The organism is Devosia sp., from assembly GCF_025809055.1.
In the GTDB taxonomy this organism is placed as follows: Bacteria; Pseudomonadota; Alphaproteobacteria; order Rhizobiales; family Devosiaceae; genus Devosia.
This window is the reverse complement of record NZ_CP075529.1, coordinates 3,037,560-3,057,139: the sequence shown is the minus strand read 5'-3', so window position 1 is coordinate 3,057,139 and position 19,580 is coordinate 3,037,560. Positions and strand designations below refer to the sequence as shown.

The 19,580-nt window shown below is 64.2% G+C and carries 23 protein-coding genes and 1 pseudogene; 19 read left to right on the top strand and 5 right to left on the bottom strand.

The features are described from left to right. Positions 1-232: 232 nt before the first annotated feature. Positions 233-868 carry a FecR domain-containing protein gene (locus tag KIT02_RS14995; protein ID WP_297579337.1) on the top strand — a complete coding sequence of 212 codons (636 nt, stop codon included), beginning with the start codon at positions 233-235 and terminating at the stop codon, positions 866-868. Here KIT02_RS14995 and KIT02_RS14990 read toward each other — a convergent pair. After that, positions 865-2,697 (bottom strand): adenylate/guanylate cyclase domain-containing protein, encoded by a 1,833-nt coding sequence (locus KIT02_RS14990; RefSeq protein ID WP_297579334.1) that lies wholly within the window; start codon positions 2,695-2,697, stop codon positions 865-867. The genes KIT02_RS14995 and KIT02_RS14990 overlap by 4 nt on opposite strands. Positions 2,698-2,711: 14 nt before the next feature. Next, on the bottom strand, positions 2,712-3,416 hold the full coding sequence (locus KIT02_RS14985) for a Crp/Fnr family transcriptional regulator (protein WP_297579331.1): 705 nt from the start codon (positions 3,414-3,416) through the stop codon (positions 2,712-2,714). A 157-nt stretch (positions 3,417-3,573) separates the two neighbouring features. Here KIT02_RS14985 and KIT02_RS14980 point away from each other — a divergent pair, with 157 nt between their 5' ends. The 12 genes and pseudogenes from KIT02_RS14980 (at position 3,574) to KIT02_RS14925 (ending at position 10,531) form a co-directional block, all read left to right on the top strand. Continuing rightward, on the top strand, positions 3,574-3,870 hold the full coding sequence (locus KIT02_RS14980; protein WP_297579328.1) for an SH3 domain-containing protein: 297 nt from the start codon (positions 3,574-3,576) through the stop codon (positions 3,868-3,870). 111 nt (positions 3,871-3,981) lie between these two features. Continuing rightward, a complete protein-coding gene (locus tag KIT02_RS14975) occupies positions 3,982-4,461 on the top strand; it encodes a glutathione peroxidase (RefSeq protein WP_297579326.1) in 480 nt (159 codons plus the stop codon). A 130-nt stretch (positions 4,462-4,591) separates the two neighbouring features. Further along, complete coding sequence (locus KIT02_RS14970; RefSeq protein ID WP_297579323.1) at positions 4,592-5,224, top strand: DUF1236 domain-containing protein; 633 nt, start codon at positions 4,592-4,594, stop codon at positions 5,222-5,224. Between the two features lie 106 nt (positions 5,225-5,330). Then, the gene (locus tag KIT02_RS14965) at positions 5,331-5,789 is read left to right on the top strand and encodes a cyclic nucleotide-binding domain-containing protein (RefSeq protein WP_297579320.1); all 459 of its coding nucleotides are present in this window, start codon (positions 5,331-5,333) and stop codon (positions 5,787-5,789) included. Then, the gene (locus KIT02_RS14960) at positions 5,786-6,088 is read left to right on the top strand and encodes a SelT/SelW/SelH family protein (protein WP_297579317.1); all 303 of its coding nucleotides are present in this window, start codon (positions 5,786-5,788) and stop codon (positions 6,086-6,088) included. Before KIT02_RS14965 ends, KIT02_RS14960 begins: the two co-directional genes overlap by 4 nt. Before the next feature lie 62 nt (positions 6,089-6,150). Further along, positions 6,151-6,333: pseudogene (locus tag KIT02_RS14955) on the top strand (DUF1508 domain-containing protein); the annotation flags it as partial. Next, entirely contained in the window at positions 6,313-6,519 is a 207-nt protein-coding gene (locus tag KIT02_RS14950) for a DUF1508 domain-containing protein (protein WP_297585345.1), read from the top strand. The pseudogene KIT02_RS14955 and the gene KIT02_RS14950, both read left to right, overlap by 21 nt. Before the next feature lie 71 nt (positions 6,520-6,590). Continuing rightward, a complete protein-coding gene (locus KIT02_RS14945) occupies positions 6,591-7,388 on the top strand; it encodes a transporter substrate-binding domain-containing protein (RefSeq protein ID WP_297579314.1) in 798 nt (265 codons plus the stop codon). A 123-nt stretch (positions 7,389-7,511) separates the two neighbouring features. Continuing rightward, complete coding sequence (locus KIT02_RS14940; protein ID WP_297579311.1) at positions 7,512-8,327, top strand: amino acid ABC transporter permease; 816 nt, start codon at positions 7,512-7,514, stop codon at positions 8,325-8,327. A gap of 58 nt (positions 8,328-8,385) precedes the next feature. Then, positions 8,386-8,916, top strand: a complete 531-nt coding sequence (locus KIT02_RS14935) for a CreA family protein (protein ID WP_297579308.1) — start codon at positions 8,386-8,388, stop codon at positions 8,914-8,916. 167 nt (positions 8,917-9,083) lie between these two features. Next, positions 9,084-9,719: a peroxiredoxin gene (locus KIT02_RS14930; protein ID WP_297579305.1), complete on the top strand. Its 636-nt coding sequence runs from the start codon at positions 9,084-9,086 to the stop codon at positions 9,717-9,719. Between the two features lie 464 nt (positions 9,720-10,183). After that, positions 10,184-10,531 (top strand): septal ring lytic transglycosylase RlpA family protein, encoded by a 348-nt coding sequence (locus tag KIT02_RS14925; RefSeq protein WP_297579302.1) that lies wholly within the window; start codon positions 10,184-10,186, stop codon positions 10,529-10,531. A 54-nt stretch (positions 10,532-10,585) separates the two neighbouring features. On the opposite strand, the gene KIT02_RS14920 is transcribed toward KIT02_RS14925, so the two are convergent. Continuing rightward, positions 10,586-11,584: an aldo/keto reductase gene (locus KIT02_RS14920; RefSeq protein WP_297579299.1), complete on the bottom strand. Its 999-nt coding sequence runs from the start codon at positions 11,582-11,584 to the stop codon at positions 10,586-10,588. Then, positions 11,575-11,748, bottom strand: coding sequence for a DUF1127 domain-containing protein (locus KIT02_RS14915; RefSeq protein WP_297579297.1), 174 nt, complete (start codon positions 11,746-11,748; stop codon positions 11,575-11,577). Before KIT02_RS14915 ends, KIT02_RS14920 begins: the two co-directional genes overlap by 10 nt. Positions 11,749-11,922: 174 nt before the next feature. Between KIT02_RS14915 and KIT02_RS14910 the strand changes: the two genes are divergently transcribed. The 6 genes from KIT02_RS14910 to KIT02_RS14885 all read left to right on the top strand — a co-directional run bounded on the left by KIT02_RS14910 (position 11,923) and on the right by KIT02_RS14885 (position 17,553). After that, the gene (locus KIT02_RS14910) at positions 11,923-12,792 is read left to right on the top strand and encodes a LysR family transcriptional regulator (protein ID WP_297579294.1); all 870 of its coding nucleotides are present in this window, start codon (positions 11,923-11,925) and stop codon (positions 12,790-12,792) included. An 83-nt stretch (positions 12,793-12,875) separates the two neighbouring features. Next, complete coding sequence (locus KIT02_RS14905) at positions 12,876-13,436, top strand: hypothetical protein (protein WP_297579291.1); 561 nt, start codon at positions 12,876-12,878, stop codon at positions 13,434-13,436. Positions 13,437-13,548: 112 nt separating this feature from the next. Then, positions 13,549-14,721 (top strand): MFS transporter, encoded by a 1,173-nt coding sequence (locus tag KIT02_RS14900; protein ID WP_297579288.1) that lies wholly within the window; start codon positions 13,549-13,551, stop codon positions 14,719-14,721. Continuing rightward, entirely contained in the window at positions 14,718-15,908 is a 1,191-nt protein-coding gene (locus tag KIT02_RS14895; protein WP_297579284.1) for an MFS transporter, read from the top strand. The genes KIT02_RS14900 and KIT02_RS14895 overlap by 4 nt, the downstream gene beginning before the upstream one ends. Then, positions 15,901-16,368 carry an MmcB family DNA repair protein gene (locus tag KIT02_RS14890; protein ID WP_297579282.1) on the top strand — a complete coding sequence of 156 codons (468 nt, stop codon included), beginning with the start codon at positions 15,901-15,903 and terminating at the stop codon, positions 16,366-16,368. Before KIT02_RS14895 ends, KIT02_RS14890 begins: the two co-directional genes overlap by 8 nt. A 36-nt stretch (positions 16,369-16,404) precedes the next feature. Next, positions 16,405-17,553 (top strand): MFS transporter, encoded by a 1,149-nt coding sequence (locus tag KIT02_RS14885; RefSeq protein WP_297579279.1) that lies wholly within the window; start codon positions 16,405-16,407, stop codon positions 17,551-17,553. 13 nt (positions 17,554-17,566) lie between these two features. Here KIT02_RS14885 and KIT02_RS14880 read toward each other — a convergent pair whose 3' ends face one another. Further along, the gene (locus tag KIT02_RS14880) at positions 17,567-19,579 is read right to left on the bottom strand and encodes a beta-N-acetylhexosaminidase (protein ID WP_297579276.1); all 2,013 of its coding nucleotides are present in this window, start codon (positions 19,577-19,579) and stop codon (positions 17,567-17,569) included. Position 19,580 lies beyond the last annotated feature (1 nt).

The window sequence follows — 19,580 nt, the reverse complement described above, 5'->3', positions numbered from 1 at the left end:
GCCGGAGACAGGTTAGGTCTCACAAAAATCATCCAGAGGCATAATCTGTCTCCGGCCCTGCCTTCCCCCAAGCCACGCGCCCGTGGCGGCGCCATCTGCGACGATGGCCGCTTGTGCACGCCCGTTTTGCCCCCGGAGCACGGTATGGCGCCCGCCTGTTCCTTGCGTCACAGCCATGCGCGTGATCATCTGGCATTGGTGAGGTCCACCAGACCTTGGAGGGATGCCGAAAATGCCAAATGATACGCTTGCGCTGCCGCCGCTTGGCCGGAGGCAGGTTCTCGCCGGGATACCGGCGCTGGGAGCGACCATGCTGATTGCGCCCGCCTGGGCCGCCGTGCCGGTTGGTGAGGCGGTCACGGTCACCGGACGGGTGGACGTGGCGCGGGCCGATACCGTGGTGCCGCTGGTGCCCGGCGCGGCCATCGAGCTCAATGACCGGATCGTCACCCGCCGGGATGGCCTGGCCATGCTGATGCTCGAGGACCGAAGCGAGATCCATCTCGGCTCGGAGGCGGAAATCCTCATCGATGCCTTCATCGCCAATCAGCGCGGCGTCATGAGCGTGGGCGGGCCGATGCTGTTCAATCGTCCCGAGGACCTCTCGCCCACCGATATCACCATCCGCTCCGCCTTCGCCCAGATCGGCGTGCGCGGCACCCGCTTCTTTGCCGGGCCGACCAAGGGCAAGTATTCGGTCTTTGTCGATCGCGGTTCGGTTTCGGTCCTGGCTGCCGGGGTCAAGCGCATCCTCGAGGCCGGGGACGGTGTCGAGTTCGAGACCCAGGGCGGCCCGCCGGGCCCGGTCGTCGCTTGGGGCGAGGGCCGCATTGCCGAGGCCTTTGCCAGCGTCGGGGTCAGCCGCTAGGGCCTGCGCGGCCCGAATACCCGCACGTGGCCAAAGCTGCGCAGGTCGATCTCGCCCAGTTCGACCAGCGTCACACTGGCCAGGTGCGCCGCATTGGGACCGATGCAGATGCCCGCACCAAGTTGCTTGCAGGCCTCTTCGAGCCGGGCGGCCATGTTCACGGCATCGCCATAGGCGGTGTAGTCGATCTTGTCGCCCGAGCCGACATCGCCGAGGATAGCCTCGCCGGTCTCGACCCCGATACGGGTGCGGCCGAGCCCGATCGGCGCCATGTCCGCACGCTGCCGGAAGGCGTCGGCATGAGCCTGCAGGGCCAGTGCGCAGGCAATGGCACGGTCCACATGGCCATCGAGGTCTGCCGGGGCATTGAACAGCGCGTGAATGGCGTCCCCCACCAGTTTCTCCACCATCCCCCCATGGGCGAGTATGATGCCGGTCATGCCGGAGAAATAGGCGTCCATGAGGGATACGAGTTTCTTGGGTTCCATGCCCTGGGTGGCGGCGGAGAACCCTTCGATATCCGTGAACAGGGCGGTCACCTGCCGCACCTCGCCTTCCATCCGGAACAGGCTGGGATCGGCGACGAAGCGGCGAACCACTTCGGCGGGCAGCAATTGGCCGATGCGCCGGCGCAGCGCCTGTTCGGCGGCCCTGGTGCGAACCGCCTGGGCGATGGTGGTGACGATCCCGGCGGCGAGAATAACAAGGGCGGGGATGAAGGGATCGAGCAGAAGGCCACTGAAGATGGCCAGGCCGAAGGCGGTGCCGATGCCCAGGGCGGCCAATGCCAGCGTCACCGCGCCCGCCAGGGCCGGGGCCAGCACTGCTCCCGCCAGCGCGGCCGTAACGCCGCCCAGCCCGGCAGCGGCGGCCTCTAGGCGCGGCGATAGTTCGGCCCGGATCGGCAGGCGGCCGCCGAGCAGGCCGGACAGCAGGTCGGCGTGGATCTGCACCGATGGCGTGATCGGGCTGGCAGCCGTGGCGCGCAGCGCGCCGGCCCGGGGAGCGCTACTGCCGACCAGGACGAGCGCATCGCCAAGACGCGCGGCATCGGCGGAGCCGTCCAGCAGGTCGGCGGCGGCAATTGTGCGCGTGGCCCAATGATCCGGGGCGCTGGGGCGGAACCGCACGGACCCGGCCGGGCTCAGCGGCCAGACGCGGCTGCCCAGCCGCAACCAGGCCGGATTGCCCGCCAAGACCGGCGGCGCGTCGGGGTGAGCCTGTCGCGCCATGTCGAAGGCAAGCCCGAGGAAGGGACGGCCGCCAATCGCCATCACGGCAGGAACCTGACGCACCAGCCCGTCGCCGTCGCCCAACAGCGGCAGCCCGGCCGCGCTGGCGGCCATGTCGGAAAATCCGGCACAGGCAGTCTCGGCGCCGTCGGCGTAAAGGATGCGCGGCAGCGACAGATCGGCCATGAGGGCCAGCGCCGGCTGAGGCACCGGGGCAGCGCTTGGCGTGGCGGTCAGCAGAAAACCCAGCACCACCGGCGTTCCGGCCATGGCTTCGGCCAGCGTCTGGTTTGCGGCGGCGCCGGCATCGCACTCCCCCGACAGCACCATGTCGAGGCCGATGGCCGTTGGGGACGCCGCCGAAACGGCCCCGATCAACCGGGCGGTATCGTCCCGTGACCAGGGATTTCCCGCTTCGTTTTCAAGTCCGATATCGACCACGACCAGGGCTTCGGCCTGCGGCACCGGCATGGCCAGAACCAGCCAGTCGAGCCCTTTCTCGCGCAGAAGCGCGACCGAGGGTGGTGCATGGAGCACAAGGATCGTCCCGAGACCGGCAATCAGCAATCCGGCGGCCAGGGGCAGAAGGCTGCGCATGGATCTGTGGCGCCTCATTCGCCGTCCGCGGCGACGATGTCGTGGAGAATGGCCGGGTCGCAGGTCAGCACATGACCGTCCCTGGCAATGGCCCCGTCTTCTTCAAGCGCCAGGATGGCGCGGTTCACCTTCGGACGGCTGGCCCCGAGCATGCTTGCGATCTCGCCCTGGCTGAGATCGAGCCGCAGACGCGGCGTGTCGGGCACGTCATTGTCGAAGGCCTGGTTGAGACTGAGCAGCAGGAAGCGGGCAAGGCGCAGGCGCACATCGAACAGGGCGATGGATTCAAGCTGATCGGTAGTTTCCCGCAACCGGCGGCTGAGATAGCGGATCAGGGGTTGCTGCAGTTCGGGATGCGTGCGCATCAATCGCTCGAATTGCTCGCGCAGCACCACGAACCCGGCGCTGGCAATGGCAGCAACGGCATCGGCAGACCTTGGGGCGTCGTCGAGCAGGCTCATTTCACCCAGGATTTCCCCCGGACCGGCATGGCGCAGGGTCAGCTCGCGGCCGGAGGGCGTCAGCAGGGCCACCCGGATGCGCCCTTCGGCGACGGCCACAAGATGGTCGCCGTGGTCGCCGCGCTGAAAGATCACCTCTCCCATGCCCCATTTGCGCGGGATGGCCGCGGCATTGAGTTCGGCGATGGCTTCAGCCGAAAAATCCTCGAAAATGGGGAAGGACCGCCAGAAGGCCAGTCCCGGCTTGCCATCGGTCATGGTTGTCTCGCTGGGCTGCCTCGGGCTCCAGATGTGTCGGAAAATAGCGCAGGTGGCAAGGCCTGTTCCCTGGGGAACTGCCCGGCCCGCTGCTCTGGGGCAATCTCTCCTCATCGGGCGGACGACAGGGCCCGAGCAACACAGATGGAGAAGATCGATGTTCAAGAAGACCCTTATCGCCGCCGCACTCGTTCTGGCCACCGCCTCCGGCGCCATGGCTGCCGACTGGGGCTGGACCACCGGCGGGATCAATTTCCGCGAAGGCCCAGGCACCAGCTACTACAAGCTCGGCACCATCCCGGCCTGCACCAAGGTCAGCATCACCGAAAGCCAGAATGGCTGGTACAAGGTCCAGTGGTCCGGCCGCTGGGGCTGGGTGGCATCCCGCTACGTCTCCTACGACGCGGACTACTGCACCACCTACAAGGCACCTAGCTATTCCCGTGGCTACTGAGACAGCCACCAATCACGCTAGGGAGCGGCCGCCAATGGCGGCCGTTCGCCGTTGCGGACTGCGGTGTTCGTCACTACCTCTGGGACACCAGTCCAAAACTGAATTTGAGCCATGACCCGTTTTTCAGACTTTACCCTCCCCCGCCTCGATGGCACGCCGCAGGCGCTTGCAGACTATGCCGGCCAGGTGGTGCTGGTGGTCAATGTCGCCTCCCAGTGCGGGCTCACCCCGCAATATGAGGGGCTCGAGGCGCTATACCGGCAATATCGGGACCGGGGTCTGGTCGTGCTCGGATTTCCCTGCAACCAGTTCGCCGAGCAGGAGCCGGGCAGCGCCGACGAGATCGCCCGGTTCTGCGCGGTCAATTACGGGGTCAGCTTTCCGCTCTTTGCCAGGATCGAGGTCAATGGCGAGGGCGCATCCCCGCTCTATGAATGGCTCAAATCCGAGGCGCCGGGCATTTTCGGCAGCGAGGCGATCAAGTGGAATTTCACCAAATTCCTCATGGATCGCGCCGGGACCGTGGTCGAGCGCTACGCCCCCACCACCGAGCCGGCCGACATCGCGCCCGATATCGAAAAGCTGCTCTGAGGCCATTTTCGATTTCCTGCGGCATCGGAACCTAGTCGGGCGCTTCTCGTTTGTTGAGCAAGGGGCGACCACCGGGCGCTCACAAAGAAGCCCAAAAGGGCTCTGCCCGTGACCCGAAAGGAAAACGAAAATGAAGAAGACTCTCATGGCCTCCGTGGCCGCACTTTCGCTCGCCATCTCCATGCCCGCCTTTGCGCAGGATGCCGGGACAGTTGATGCCGATGCCGGTGCCGTAATCGGCGCGACCGGTGGCGGCACGACCGGTGCCGTTGTCGGCGGCCTGATCGGTGGTCCCATTGGTGCCGTGATCGGCGGTTTTGCCGGTGCCGTCATTGGTGCCGAAGCCGGCGTTGCCACCTCCACCATCGAATATGCCGGGGCCAATCCGGTCGAGCCGGTGCTGATCGAGGGCGCGCTCGATGTCGGCTACACCGTGCCGGAAGCGGTCACCATCTATCCGGTCGATGGTGACGAAAACTACGGCTATATCTATGCCAATGGCCGCGTGTGGATCGTTGACCTCAACAACCGCACCCTGGTGCAGTCGCCGGGTTACCTGGTGAGCCAGTCCTCCGCCGATTTCGCCATCGCCAATCCGGTCGATCCGATCGAGGCGGAAGGTGATGTGGTCGTGGGTTATGTGCTGCCGGAAGGCGCCACCATCACCCCGCTGCCCGATGACCAGTTCTACGGCTATGTCTATATCGATGGCCGCCCGGCCGTGGTCGATGCCTCGACCCGCACCGTGGTCTGGATCAACTAGTCACCTGACGCTGCCTATTGCCAGCCGCCCGGTTCACGCCGGGCGGCTTTGCTTTGCCCGATCAATGCTTTAGATTGCCGCTCACGGCGGGGTGAAAGAGCGGATCATGGCGGACATTCTGGACTATTGCAGCGGCCTCAAGACGGTCCGGTTCAAGTCGGGCCAGATCATGCTGCCCGAGGGCGAGCGGCTCGGCAAATTGCTGGTGCTGGTCGAAGGCCAGGTCGAGGTCATTCGCGAGCGAACCCAGGTGACCCATGTCGACGAGCCGGGCTCGATTTTCGGCGAAATGGCTGTGCTGCTCGACATGCAGCATTCGGCCACCGTCAAGGCGCTGTCCGACGTCACCGCCTATGAAATCCCCGATGCCCTGACCTTTCTCGACGGTCACCCCGAGTTTTCGCTGCAGATCGCCATCATGCTGGCGCGGCGGCTCTACTACACCACATCCTATCTGGTTGACCTGCAGCAGCAGGCGGCCGGCAAGCGGCAGGATCTCGACCTGGTCGATGAAATCCTGGCCAGCCTTGTCGACCCCAAGGATGCAGCCAGGAAGCGCAAGTGAGCGAGCCATCCGGCAAGCCGGCCGTCACCATCGTCTATTGCACGCAATGCAACTGGATGTTGCGCGCGGCCTGGATGGCGCAGGAGCTCTTGTCCACATTCTCACTCGAGTTGGGCGCCGTGACGCTGGTTCCCGGCACCGGCGGCATCTTCGAAATTCACCTGGACGAGGAGTTGATCTGGGAGCGCAAGCGGGACGGCGGTTTTCCGGACAGCCGGGTGCTCAAGCAGATGGTGCGCGATCGCATCGACCCCGACCGGGACCTGGGCCATGTCGATCGGGTTGAGGTCAAAAACTAGGGTTTTCAATTTTTGCCATTCGGCTAGTCTTTGTTGCGACTACTTTGAGGGAGGTCAGCGTCATGGCACACAAGTTCAACGTCACAGCGGCAGCAAACGAGCAGTTCAAGTTCGATTTCTCCTACAATGCGGAGAAAATCTTCTGGTCGGAAAATTACAAGCAGAAGGCGTCCGCCAAGAACGCCATCGACTCGCTGAAGAAGAATGCCCCCGATGCAGCCACGGTGGACCTCTCCAAGGACGAGACCGGCTCCGGCTATCGCTTCGAGATTGTCGCCTCCAAGGACGGCCAGCATTTCGTGCGCTTCGTCGCCGCCAATGGCGAAACCATGGTGCGCACCGAAACCTACAAGTCCAAGTCGAGCGCCAAGAATGCCATTGCCTCGCTGAAGAAGAACGGGCCAGGTGCCGAGGTCAGCGACCAGGCCTGAGCCGTAACGCTTGCCCATTTCCAAAGGTCATGGGCTTGGTCTAGTCTCGGGCGAAACCTCGTCGGGAGACCATGATCAAGATGACCAAGTCCATCGCCATTTTCGCCAGCACGGCCCTCGCGCTCCTGGTCGGCCCCGCCTTTGCGCAGGACCTGCCGGACCTTGAGGGTCGCGTCATCCATGCGGTGACCGAAAACGCTTATTATCCGCTGAACTTTGCCGACGCCGAGGGCAAGGGAATCGGCCTGGAATATGACGTCATCAACGAAGTCGCAAAGCGTCTCAACGCCAGCGTCGAGTGGGACCTGACGGCCTGGGACGTGATGATCGAGAGCGTGCGCAGCGGTCAGTTCGACGTCGGCGCCGATGGCATCACCATCACCGCCGAGCGCGAAGAGCAGATCGACTTCACCGACCCGTTCATCACCGTGGAACAGTATTTCCTGGTGCGTGCCGACGAAGATCGGATCACCGGCCCCGAGAGTTTTGCCGAAAACGCCGATCTGCTGTTCGGCGCGCAGGCGGGCACCTCGTCCTTCTATACGGCAATCTATGATGTTCTCGATGGCGACGAGGCCAATCCGCGGGTCAAGACCTTCGACAGCTTCGGGGCCGCGGTTCAGGCTGTGAAGGTGGGCGACGTGGATGCAATCATCGCCGATCAGGCGGCCGCCACCGGCTATATTGGCGCCGATCCGGGTTCGTTCAAACAGGTGGGCGAGAGCATCAAGTCCGATCCGCTGGGTTTCATCCTGACCCCTGGCTCGGATCTTGTTGAGCCGTTCAATGCAGCGCTGGATCAATTGCGCGAAGAGGGCTGGCTCGACGAACGGATCAACTACTGGTTCTTCGAATACGCGGCTGACTAAGGCCTACTGCCCCAGGACCTCACATCCTGTCGAACGCGCGAGGCCGATCACGGCCTCGTCCTTCGCCCGGCCGAGGATGAGGTCCGTAGGGCTTCTGTTGCAAATCGTGTCCTACCGTCACCCATGACAGCATCCCGACGTCCCACGCTCTTTTCCCGCCTGCCCTATTGGTTGCTGGCCATCCTGCTGCTGTTCGTGCTCGGGCTGTGGGCGATCACCAGCAACGCGACATACGCCTCGATCTTCCGCACCCTTGCGGGCGGCGTGCAGACGACGCTGTGGGTGACACTGGTCGCCTTTTCGGCTGCCACTCTCCTGGGGCTGCTGGTTGCGCTGGCGCGCACTTCGGGCATCCGCGTGTTGCGCGAGGTGGCGACATTCTATGTCGAGATCATCCGCGGCGTACCCATCCTGGTGTTTCTGTTTTACATCGCCTTTGTCGCCGCGCCGGCTCTGGTCGGCGCCTATAACTGGGCGCTGTCGCTGCCGATCGAATGGGGGTGGCTGACGCCGGCCACGGTGCGCGGCTTCGATTTCGTCTGGCGGGCTATTTTTGCCCTGACCATCTGCTACTCCGCCTTCATCGCCGAAATTTTCCGGGCGGGCATAGAGGCGGTGGGGCGCGGACAGGTGGAAGCGGCCCGCTCGCTGGGCCTCAGCCGCTGGCATTGCTTCCGCTTCATCGTCTTTCCGCAGGCCCTGCGCACCATCCTGCCGCCGCTGGGCAATGACTTTGTCTCCATGGTCAAGGACAGCGCTCTGGTCTCGGCCCTTGGCGTCCAGGACATAACCCAATTGGGCAAGCTCTCGGCCTCCTCGAGCTTTCTGTTCTTTGAAACCTACAATGTGGTCGCCTTCCTCTATCTGACCATGACCATCTCGCTCTCGCTGCTGGTACGCTGGCTGGAGCGCGTCATGGAGAACAGGGTTCGGCGCTAGCCACCTTGCACCAGCGCGCCATGGGCACCATGTTTGGCGCATCATCTGGAGGTTCTCTATGCATGCCATTGCCAAGTTCGCCGTAGCTGCCACCGCGCTAGTTGCCCTTGCCGCCTGCGGGCGGAGCGGCGAGGTGGGCAATGTCGGGGTCGACTGGACCGGCAATGACATTTCCATCGAGGCCGTGGCCGATCCCGAAGTCGATGGCGTGGTCTGCCATCTGGCGTTTTTCAATCGCTCGTTCATCGACCGGATGAGCCAGGGCAACTGGTTCGAGGACCCATCCTATTCGGCGCTCGATTGCTCGGCGAACGGGCCGGTGACCGTGGGCGATATTCGCACCAGCGCCGGTGGAGAGGAAATCTTCCAGCAGGGGCGGTCGCTGATCTGGAAATCGCTGCGGGTGACCCGCGTTTACGACGCCGCCAACAATTCGCTGATCTACCTGGCCCATGCCCGCGAAATCCAGCAGGGCTCGGGCAAGATGAGCCTTTCCGTGGTGCCGCTCAACGGCATCGACGTCACCTGGACCAATGGCGCGCCGCAGGCCCAGCCCATGCAGGGCTCGGTCATGGTCACCGGCGAGTAGTTTTCGCACTTTTCCAGCGGCTGGCGGCGAACCGCAATTGTGTGTCCAGGCCGCGCCCGATAATGCAAAAGCATTCTACCTCAGGCCGTTTCATATGGCGACCTGGGGTACGATATTCTCAATCAACGGCATTTCAGACCGCCCCCGGCAGATGAAGGACAAATATCATGGCTATCCTGATCGGCGACACCGCCCCCGACTTCACCCTTGAATCGACCGAAGGCACCGTCCATTTCCACGATTACATCGACGGCTCCTGGGCGGTCCTGTTCAGCCATCCCAAGAATTTCACGCCGGTCTGCACGACCGAGCTGGGCTATACCGCCAAGCTGAAGCCGGAATTCGAAAAGCGCGGCGTAAAGGTGCTGGGCCTGTCGGTCGACAAGCTCGAAGATCATGGCGGCTGGGCCAAGGACATCGAGGAAACCCAGGGTGCGGCGCTCAACTTCCCGCTCCTGGCCGATACCGAAGGCAAGGTGGCGCGCCTTTATGACATGATCCACCCCAATGCCGACAACACGCTCACCGTGCGGTCGGTCTTCGTCATCGGGCCGGACAAGAAGGTCAAGCTCAAGATCGAATATCCTGCCTCGACCGGCCGCAACTTCAATGAAGTGCTGCGGGTCATCGACAGCCTGCAATTGACGGCCAAGCACCAGGTGGCGACGCCGGTCAACTGGAAGAGCGGCGAGGACGTCATCATCGTTCCTGCCGTGAGCAATGAACAGGCCAAGACCAAGTATCCCGAAGGCTGGACGGAGCTGAAGCCCTATCTGCGCATCGTTCCGCAGCCGCAGAACTAATCCTGTCTCCCTGACAGCAACTGGAGGCGGTGGCACAACCACCGCCTTTTTTATTGCGTGAACTCGCGGGCCAGGCGCTCTCAAACGCCCGTTTGCCGCCACATTCCGGCCCAAAAGCCCCTGCCAAGGCGTGGACTGCACCCGGTTTCCTGGCCCGGAACCGCACAAAATGGCCCGCCGGGTCAGGTTTGACGGAACCGTTGCACCATGGCCACACCGCGCAAACTCATTCTGCCAATCCGGCAATCGAGGCCTGGTGATGGCAAATAACACCCGGATTGGCGGATTCAGATTTTAGTATTTCGGAAGTCCTAACGCAGTCGGGCCGCGGCAAGACCTGATTTACCTGCGGCGCGGAGGCAACAAAGGCCGGTCTTGGCGGCATTGGGGCAGATCCGCCCATAATCCGGCCGTTGGCGCTCGATACTCACCCGCCATCGACAACTTCTGCGAGCTCAGGATCATTGACTAAGAAAGCCGTAATCGCCGCCATTTGTGCTGCCAGTGTTTTGACCTTTTCCAGTGCAGCCTATGCCCAATGTGGCGGCGCCTCCTGGTATGGCCCGGGCTTCAACGGGAAGCGGGCCGCCTCGGGAGAAATCTTCAACGAAAATGCCATGACGGCAGCCCACCGCACCCTGCCATTCGGCACCAAGGTTCAGGTCACCGACCAGTCGACCGGCAACAGCGTTGAAGTCACCATCAACGATCGTGGTCCCTTCCACGGCAAGCGCATTATCGACCTGTCCAAGGCCGCGGCCACCGCGCTCGGCTTCCGCAATCGCGGCGTCACCACCGTCTGCCTGCAATAGGCCGGTTCGCCTCTTTGGATTTTTGGGCCGCCCGGGATGCCGGGCGGCCCTTTTTCATTCGGCTGCCGCCAGCGGCCGGGACAGGACCCTGTCGATATCGGCCATGATCGCCGCCGGCAGCGGTCCCTTATCCAGTGCCCCCAGATTGTCGCGGACCTGAGCCTCGGTCTTGAATCCGGGGATGGGGAAGGTGTGGGGCGAGCGCGCCAGCAGCCAGGCCAGCGCCCCCTGTGCCGGTGTGCGGCCATTGCTGGTCAACAGGTCTCGCAGGTCCGAGAGCCGTGCGAGCACTTCCGGAGCGGGCCGGCCATTGTGGAAGTGCCGGACCCAGGCATGACCGGCGCCGCGGACGTCGTCCGTTTTGAACTGCGTCTTGACCGAGAATTTTCCCGACAACAGCCCCATGGCCAGCGGCGAGCGATTGAGGCTCGCGAGGCCAGTTTCGGCGCATAGGGCCAGCATGTCCGGGCCATCATGGAGCACATTGAGTTCCTGCTGAATGGCCGCGAAATGCGGATAGACCAGCATGCGCCGAGCGGCTTCGGCATTGTCCGTGCTCCATCCCCAGGCGGCGATGCGCCCCCGCTCCACCAGACCCTCCAGCGCCTCGGCAGCTGCGTCGGCCTGATCGTCGGTCAACTCGCCCGGGTGGATCTGGTAGAGGTCTATGCAGTCGATTCCGAGCCGCTCGAGCGAGCGCGCATTGGCCGTTTCGATATAGGCGGGCGACACATCGATGTCTCCCAGCGCCCTGGTGCTGCGGTCATAGGTGAAGCCAAACTTGGTGGCGATCACCACCTCATGGCGCCGTTGACGCAGGGCTATGCCCAGAATGTCCTCGCTATGTCCGGTGCCATAGGCATCGGCCGTGTCAAACAGGGTGGCGCCCAGATCGAGCCCGGTGTGGATGGCCCTGACCGACTGGGCGTCGTCAACGTCCCCCCAGCCGTCATTGAGACCATGGAGCGTGAAGTGCCCACCAATGGCCCAGCAGCCCATGCCCACCGCGCCGGCCATGCGTCCGGTCCGGCCGAGTTCTCGCATCAAAGGCATTGTCCGCACTCCTCTTCGTCAAGCTTCCGGGTGACGAAATCGCCGATAGCCGACCGCTCGGTGCCAATATCGGCCAACAGCCGATTGTCGAGCATGGCCAGCTTGCGCCGGGTTTCGGCCCGCAGCCGCCACCGGGCAAAACGTCTCGTGATGGGATCAAACATGTCTGTCTCCTTGTGCCCGCCCAAGCCGGGACGGCACGTGGTTTTGCATTTTTCAAAAATGCGGATTTTGGTCTGAAATTAGGTCCGGCGATCAATGTCGCTGAGCAGATACTTGCGCAAATTCAGGTATTTTCGCTACAATCAGCATTGCAACATCCATTTCAGAATTGAAAAATGGACTTCTCCTGGGACGATCTGAGACTGTTTCTGGACGTCGCCCGGCTCGGCGGGCTGAGCGCGGCTACCCAGACCACCGGGCTTTCAGCCGCGACGCTGGGCCGGCGGGTAACGGCCCTCGAACGGCAGGTGGGCGAGCCGCTGTTCGTGCGCAGCCAGACCGGCTATCGCCTGACCCCGTCCGGCGAGGACCTGCTTCTGCGCGCCGAAGAGGTCGAGGCGGCGATGATGGCACTGAAACGCTGGAAAGACGGGACCATCGGCGAACGTATGGTGCGCATTTCGGCCGGTGCCTGGACCTCGGCCTTTCTCGCCCGCCACGTCGCACAGATATGGACCGCCGGCGACCGCTTCGGTGTCGAGCTCGTCACCGGCAGCCAGAAGGTGGATATCGGCCGGCGCCATGCCGATATCGGCATCCGCAACGAACGGCCGAGCGAGCAGTGGCTGGCCGGCAGGCTTATCGGCAAGGTGGCCTATGGCCTCTATGCCCGGCCCGAACTGACAAGCGGCGTGGCCGCCGGCTACTTCGTCGGCCTGGCGGGCGACGGGGCCCAGACCCGCTCGGCCCGCTGGCTCCACGCGCGGCATGGCGATCGCATCGCGACCCGCGGCAATGATGTCATGTCGGTGCTCGAACTGGTGGCAGCGGGCGCCGGTATCTCGGTCTTTCCCTGTTTCGTGGGCGATAGCGACCCCCGGCTCAGCCGCATGGCTGGGCCGGTTCCCGAACTCGAGACCGAACTCTGGCTGGTCTGCCACCACGAGGAACGCCACACTCCGGCCGTGCGGGCAGTGACCGAACGCATTGCCAGCCTGATGCGTGAACATGGCGCCCTGATGCGTGGCGAAGGGGCTGCTCCCTGATGCAGGCCCTGACCGTGCATTAGCCGGATTTTAGCAGCTTGCGGCTAAAATACTGACCGGACGCAAAAAAGTGGCAGCTGGGAATGCGCGCTTACGCCTATATCGTTGAAACGGCCAACCGGCCGGGCGACGCCCTGTCGGACGTGGCGCGCAGCGTTGGCTTTGAGGGCACGGCGCCGTTTTCCGGCCTCTCGCAGGCCGCGCACCAGCTCGCCCACACCCCGATCTGCTTCTTCCTGTTTGCGGCCACGAAAAACCTGTCCCCCTACCGCCAGGTCGCCGATTCCATTCGCTTCAGCGCCAATCGGCGCCTGCGGTTCTCACCGATGATCTATTTCACCGATGCCGCCTCGGCCGAGGAGATCGGCGCCTGCATCAATATGGGCTTTGACGATATCATCACCATGCCCTTCAGCCGCCAGCGGGTTATCGACCGGCTCGCCCGCCAGATCGGGACGCCGCTCACCTATTATGAAACCGCCAGCTATTTCGGGCCGGACCGGCGTGGACGCGGCCAGTTGCCGGACCGGGGAGCCGATACGCGGCTGAGCATGGGCGGCCAGCACCGGCGGATCGAGATCGTGCGCCACATTTCGACCGGGGTCAGCGTACTCAGCGATAGCCGCCATGTGGAAACCGTGTGACGAATTTGCATCGTTGCAAATTGCAAGTCCCGTTCCCTTGCGGGTCGCTATTCTCACTGGTGCAAAAATGTCATAGCGTCCGGCGGTACTGACCATTTGAGCATTTCCTGACATGCGATTCGGCATTTCCGCGCCGCCCCAGATCAAGGTCTATGGGGCGTTCTTCGTTTATTCATTCTGCATGGGCTCGATGTTCCCGCGCCTGCCCGATATCCAGCGCGCCATGGGTGTCGCTGAAGGACTGCTCGGGCTGTCGCTGATCGGCTCGGCCGTCGGCACGCTGATCTCGCTCACCTTTGCCGGGCGCATCATCGAGGCCATCGGCTACCGGCGGGTCCTGCTCTGCGCCATCCCGCTGCTCTCGGTGCTCTACGCCCTGGCCATGTGGGCGCAGGATCCGGTGCTGTTCTTCCTCGCCCTTGTCCCGGTGGGCCTGACCATCGGGGCCATCGAGATCATCATCAATATCGAAGCCGACCGCGTCGAGCACGCCATCGGCCGCCGGATCATGAGCCGCGCCCATGCGTTCTGGAGCCTCGGCTTTTTCGGCGCCGGCGTGGTCGGCTCCTTCGTCGCCCAGACGGGCCTTGCCCCGCAATGGCACCTGATGATCATGATCCCGGTGATCCTTGTTGCGACGCTTGTCGTGCTCGGCCAGTTCCAACCCGCGGCCCACCGCACCGGGTCGAGCACGGAAGAAACACCGCGCCTCGCCAAGCCGACCCTGGCCATCATGATGCTTGTTGCGGTGTGCCTGTCCGCCATGCTGATGGAGGGCGCGGGCATCGACTGGTCGGCCATCTATATGCGTGACGTGTTCGGCGCCGAGCCGTTCTGGGCCGGTTTCGCCGTCGCCGTGGTCGCCGGCTCGCAGGCCTTCGCGCGCTTCTTCGCCGATGGCTTCGTCGACCGCTTCAGCCCGGTCGTGGTGGCGCGCACGCTGCTGAGCGTGCTCGGCATTGGCGTGGTCATCGTCTTCCTGATGCCCTCGGCCTTCATGGCCTATCTTGGTTTCGCGCTGATCGGCATCGGCTCGAGCGCGCTGTTCCCCCTGGCCATGTCGGCAGCGGCGCAACAGACCGATCGCCCTGCCGCCATCAACGTGGCGGCATTGGCGCAGTTCTCCTTCACCGCCTTCCTGCTGGGGCCGCCGCTCCTCGGCTTCATTGCCGAACACTACGGCATCCAGTGGACCTTCGGGGTCGGCCTGCCGCTGGTGCTTCTGGGCCTGGCGACCGCTCATGTCCTGGCGCCCAAGCCGGTCAGCCGCGTGGTGACGCCGTGATCGCTGCGCAGCACCGCATCTATGCCTGCTTCTTTTTCTTTGCCGTCATCACCGGCGCGCTGATGTCGCGCCTGCCGGACATCCAGACGCATCTGGGTGTTACCGAGGGTCAACTCGGCCTCACCATGATCGGCATGGCCATCGGCTCGCTGATCTCGCTGACCTTCGGTGCCCCGGTGATCGAACGCCTGGGTTTCCGCACCACCGCCTTCATCACCACGCTGGGGCCGGCCATCCTGTTCGCTACCGTGCCGTGGCTGCCGAACGCGCCGGCTGTGTTCGGCGTGCTGCTGATCGTGGGATTGATGTCGGGGGCGCTCGAGATCAACCTCAATGTCGAGATCGACCGCCTCGAAGCCATGACCGGCAAGCGCTTCATGAACCGGGCGCATGGTTTCTGGAGCGTCGGCTTCTTCATCACCGCCCTCTTCGGCGCCATGATCCGCCAGTCCGGCCTGTCGGCGGGTCTGCACCTTTTGATCATGGCGACGATCATCGTGGTCATCGGCGGCTATCTCATCTTCGGGGCCACCAATACGCCAAAGCCCAATCGCGGCCGGGCCGAGGATGGCGGGCACAGGATCGCCTTCCCCAATCTCGGTCTGTTGCCGCTGTGCCTCATCGGTTTTGCCGCCTTCCTGGTCGAGGGCGCCGGGATCGACTGGTCCGCCATCTACATGCGCGACGTGTTCGCCGTGGAGCCCCTTTTGGGCGGCATGGGCCTGACCCTGTTTGCCTTTTTCATGGCCGTGATGCGCCTGACCGCCGACCCGATCGTTGCCCGTTATGGCCCGCGCAATGTCGCCATGGTCATGCTGACCTGCGCCAGCATCGGGGCGCTGCTGGTCGGCACCGCGCCCATGCCAGAACTGGCCCTGGCGGGTTTCGCGCTGATGGGTGCGGGCTGTTCGGCGGTCTATCCACTGGCCGTTTCCGCTGCCGCGCAGCGCACGGACCGCCCGGCTGCCGTCAATGTGGCCGCCTTGGGCCAGGTCAGTTTCGTGGTGTTCTTCCTCGCCCCGCCGCTGCTGGGCTTTGTCGCCGAATACATCAATATCCGCGCATCCTATCTCGTCTGCCTGCCGCTGCTTCTGGCCGGCCTCTGGGCATCGAGCTTTGCCCTGGGGCACCGCAAGCTCGACCTGCCGCAGGGCGTGGCGCCCGAACCGCTGCCGCCCAATGGCTGAGGACCTGCCGCCCATTGTCGACCTGCGCCAATCGGCGACGGCGCTGCGGGTGCAAAGGGGCGTCATGCGGATGCTGCGCGAGCGGCACGACATGGCCTGCTATGCCGAAGTGCCGCTGGCCAATGGCCGGCGCGCCGATGTGCTGGCGGTGGGGCCCAAGGGGGAAATCTGGATCATCGAGATCAAGTCGAGCCTCATCGATTTCCAGGTCGACCGCAAATGGCCCGAGTATCGGGAATTCTCGGACCGGTTCTTTTTCGCCAAGCCGCCGGAGCTCGATGCCGATATCTTCCCCCAAAGCGAGGGCCTGATCGTGGCTGACGGCCATGATGGGGCCATTCTGCGCGACAGCCCAGATACGCCCCTCGCCCCGGCGAGGCGCAAGACACTGATGCTCAAACTCGCCCGCATGGGTGCCGATCGGATCCATGTGCTCATGGATCCCGGCCCGCGCGCATAGCGCTGGCCCCTGCCAACTCGAACGTCCGAGACCCTCATGGTTGCGCATTGGCGCATTATCGCGCTCTTCTTCATTCACGCCCTGGCCGTCGGCGCGGTGCATACCCGCATTCCCGACCTGCAGGAGATGATGGGGCTGAGCGAAGCCCAGCTCGGCCTCATCCTCGTGGGCCAGCCGGCGGGCGGGCTGCCGATGTTCCTGATTTCGAGCAGCATCATCGAGCGGTTCGGACCGCGGCGTGTCCTGATGGTCATGCTGCCGGTGGTGATCTGCACCACGGCGCTCATTGGGCTGCTGCTGCATCCGGTTGCCATGTTCCTGCTGCTGGCGGCCAATGGCGTGGGCTTCTCGCTGACCAATATTGCCATCAATGTCGAGGCAGACCGCGTCGAGGCGGCCACCGGCGCGCGCATCATGAACACCTGCCACGGTGTGTGGAGCATCGGCTTTTTGGTGACTGCGCTGGTCGGTGCGCTCATGCGCGGCGTCGGCGTGTCGCCGGCCTGGCATCTGGGCCTGATGGCCCCGGTGCTGATTGGCGCCTTGTTTGTCGTGGCGCTGCCCATGGCCATCACACCGGAGCGGCCGCACACGGCGCAAACCAAAAGGCGCCTGGCCCTGCCGACATTGGCGACCATGGGGCTCGTGGCCTTTGGCCTCGGGGCCGGCCTGACCGAAGGCGCGGCCCGGGCCTGGTCGATCATCTATCTGCGCGACAGTTTCGAGGTTGCGCCCTGGATACAGTCGCTCGCCCTGCCCGCGCTTGTGGCGGCGATGGCCGCTGGCCGGCTCATGGCGGATCGCGTGCTCGATCGGGTCGGCACGGTCCCCATGGCGCGCTGGCTCGCCTCACTGGCAATTGCCGGCCTGATCACCGTCGGCCTCGCGCCCAATGCCGGATTGGCGCTAATGGGCTTCGTAATGGTTGGGCTCGGGATCTGCGTCCTCTACCCGCTCATGCTCTCGGCCGCCGCGCGCATCGGCGACCGCCCGGCGTCACAGAACGTGGCGGCGGTGACGCTGGTGTTTCAACTGGTCAATCTGGGAGCGCCGGCCCTGATCGGTGCCGTGGCGCAGGGCTTTGGGGTGCGCTTCGCCTTCACCATCCTGATCCCGCTTCTGGTGATGACCGTGGTCACCGCGGGTCAGTTGCAGCCAAAGGGGGCGGCCAGGACAACGCCCTGACCGCCCATCGGGTCTATTCGGCGGCCCAGTGGCCGTACATGATCGGCATCAGGCCAACCATGGATTTGAAGCGATCCCAGCTCTTGCGCTCGGGCAGGGTCCAGCCGGCTTCGGCAATGGCCGAAAGGCGTGGAAAGACCAGCCGGTCGAAGATGGCCCGATCGGTCATGCTCTCGGACCAGATGCAGCTCTGGATGCCGAGAAGATGCTTGAGCCCGGCCTCGGAGAAGCCCGCACGCGCCTCGAATTCATAGGTTTCCTGCGGGCCTGACCAGCCGGCCCAGCCGGCACCGGGTTCGGCCCAGGAGACGCCATTGGCCATGTCGAGATAATAACGCTGACCAGGGGAAACGACGATGTCGAAGCCGCGTTCGGCCAGCGCGGCATTGATCTCGACATTGCGCCAGCCGATGACATAGGCCTTGTCCTTGGCCACCGCGTCCCCATGCGCCGCCTCTTCCCAGCCGCCGGTTATGGCGCCCTTGGAGGCGATGTACTGATGGACGCGCTTGATGAATTCGGCCTGCAGAATCGCGGTGGGCGAACCTTCGATCTCGTCGGCTCCGTGGTGATTGCCCAATTGATTGAACTGGGCTTCGTGCTTCTGGCGCATGGCCGGGCCGGCGAGCTTTTCCAGCATGTCGAGCGCCAGCGGCGAGCCCGACCAGGCTGCCAGTGGCACCTCGTCGGCGCCCAGGTGGAAGATACCGGCCGGAAACAGCTCCAGGGTTTCATCGATTACCGTTTCGATGAAGCGATAGACCGGCTCGTGGGCCGGGTTGAGGCTGTTGTTTGGAAAGCCCTGGACCGATTGATATTCGCCCTCTTCGGCCGGATCGCGCAATTCAGGCAGCGCCTGCAGGGCCGCATAGAAGTGGCCGGGCATGTCGATTTCGGGGATGACGGCAATGGCCAGGTCATCGGCCAGGGCGACGATCTCGCGCACCACCTTCTTGCTGTAATAGCCGCCGCTGGGCTGCGGACCCGACCCGAGCAGCGGCGGCAGCGCCTTGCCATGCCCGCGCCAGGCAGCGATTTCGGTCAATTGCGGGTAGGCGTCGATTTCCAGGCGCCAGGCCTCGTCCTCGGTCAGGTGCCAGTGGAACCGGTTCATCTTGTTCCAGGCCATGATGCGGATCAGCCGGCTGACCTCGGCGCCGGTATAGAACTGCCGCGCCACGTCCAGATGGCTGCCCCGGAAGGAAAATCCGGGTTCGTCATTGATGGTGCCGCCAACTGGCCAGGTGAACGTCGTCGGATGTAGCCGCGCGCCACGCAACATGTGTCCCAGGGTCACCAGGCCATAAAAGAGTCCAGCATGGGTCGAGGCGGAGACGCCGGCGCTGTTTTCGGCAAAAGCGATTTCATAGGCTTCGGCGCCCATGCCCGGCTTTTCGGTGACGTGAACGCTCATGCCGCCCTCGGAGGCCGGACGCACGATGGCTTCGACCGGAAAAAGCTCGGCCGTGAGGTCCGCGAAGGCATCGGCAGCGCGGATGGCGAGATCACCCTCGGGGACCAGGTCCAGGCCCACGGGCGCCACGCGGGCTCCGGTGGTTGCCACATGGTTTGGCCAGGGCACGATGGAATGGGCAACCGGGGCTTTGGCTGGCACCGGAAAGCGCGCCGCGCCCTTGAGCAGGGGCGAATTGTGTCCCTTGCCCTGGGTTGGCGCGGTGGGAATGGCAATGATGCCGCCATCCTCGAGCACCGCATAGGCCGAATTGGCGCCATCGCTCCAGTGACGCAGGCCATAGGACAGGCCGCGGGCCGTGGCGGTCCAGGTTTCGCCCGGCTGCAGCACAAACCCGTCGGGTGGCGCAATCAGGGTGTGATTGGAAAGACGCTTGAGGAGCTTGCCGTTGTCGAGCGTCGCGTGCGGGTCGATGCGGGCGGGCCCCGAAAATCCAAGCTGGAAACTGGCGACCGGCTGATCGCCAGTATTGGTCAATTCGAGACCATAGCCCAAAGGTTCGCTATCGGTGGCCGGTGACCAGGTGGTGACGAGGGAAAAGGATGTGGTCATA